Origin of the sequence: Sphaerochaeta sp. UBA5836 (assembly GCF_002432845.1) — a bacterium.
GTDB lineage: Bacteria > Spirochaetota > Spirochaetia > Sphaerochaetales > Sphaerochaetaceae > Sphaerochaeta.
Genome location: NZ_DJGW01000006.1, coordinates 27,532 through 28,937 on the forward strand (window position 1 = coordinate 27,532; position 1,406 = coordinate 28,937).

At 53.1% G+C, this 1,406-nt stretch carries 1 protein-coding gene; it reads left to right on the top strand.

The genetic code is table 11. The features are described from left to right. The coding region (locus B3F49_RS00595) for a transketolase-like TK C-terminal-containing protein (protein ID WP_293908520.1) at positions 1-1,097 on the top strand (1,097 nt) is incomplete at its 5' end. Positions 1,098-1,406: the final 309 nt, after the last annotated feature.

A 1,406-nucleotide genomic window follows, 5' to 3' on the forward strand; every position in this document is an offset into this window, starting at 1 on the left:
GCAAGCTTGAGCACAAGTGGAATGAACTCTTTGCAGCCTACGAGAAGGCCTATCCTAGTGAGGCAGCCGAGCTGAAGAGAAGGCTCAACGGCGAGTTGCCCTCCGATTGGGAGAAAGCTTTCAACGAAGTAGTAAAGCAGTGGCAGACAGAGAAGGTGAAGGTTGCAAGCCGCAAGGCAAGCCAGATGGCTCTTGACGTACTCGGCAAGCTCCTTCCCGAGCTCGTCGGTGGATCGGCAGACCTCTCTCCCTCCAACCTCACCCAGTGGAAGGGTGTGCAGGACTTTGATTCTGCTACCGGAAAAGGTACATACCTCCGCTTTGGTGTTCGTGAGTTCGGCATGACAGCCATCCTGAACGGCATGGCCCTGCATGGCGGGTTCCTCACCTATGGAGCAACCTTCTTGATGTTCATGGAGTATGCCCGCAATGCACTGCGCATGTCCTCCCTTATGGGACTTCGCAACGTGATGGTATTCACCCATGACTCGATCGGTCTTGGCGAGGATGGACCCACCCACCAGCCGGTTGAACAGATTGCAAGCCTGCGCATGACTCCGAACATGACCACATGGAGACCCTGTGATGCCGTTGAGACCGCTTGTGCTTGGAAGAGTGCTGTCAAGCGGACCAATGGCCCGACTGCTCTCCTTCTCAGCCGTCAGAACCTCGCTCCGCAGGAGAGGACCGACGAGCAGCTTTCTCAGATTTCCAAGGGAGCGTATGTTCTCTACCAATCTGCAGATAAACCAGAAGTAATACTCATCGGAACCGGCAGTGAAGTCTCCCTTGCCCTTGAAGCAGGCAAGAAGCTCGCCTCCGAAGGCAAGGCCGTTCGTGTTGTCTCCATGCCCTCTCCCGAGGTCTTCGAGCAGCAGGATGCCGCTTACAAGGAAGCCGTACTTCCTGCATCAGTAAAAGCCCGCGTAGCCGTAGAAGCCGCCTGGACCGATTACTGGTACAAGTATGTCGGCCTTGATGGCAAGGTGATCGGCATGCACAGCTTTGGTGAGTCCGGTCCTGCCGAGAAGCTCTATGAGTATTTCGGTATCACAGCAGACAAGGTATATGAGGCAGCTGCTTCCTTGGTGAAATAAGCAGAGCCCAAAGACAAAAAATCAGCCCGCTTTCCCCAAAGGGAGGCGGGCTGTTCATGCTCTGAGAGAAAACAAGGAAAACACCCCCGCGTGAGCGGGGAATACTATCTCGACACATACGGTATCGAACGAAATCGAGAAACACCCCCGCGTGAGCGGGGAAAACATCACTATTCAGTGTTGTGCTATCACTTGGACAACTATCGATAGAGTCTTTAGGTTTGCCTTTCCTGCTCTCAGTTTTGAAAAATCAAATTTCTTCTTAGATCCGGCCTTTCATTTGGTTTTGTTGCTTCATCATTCATTGAT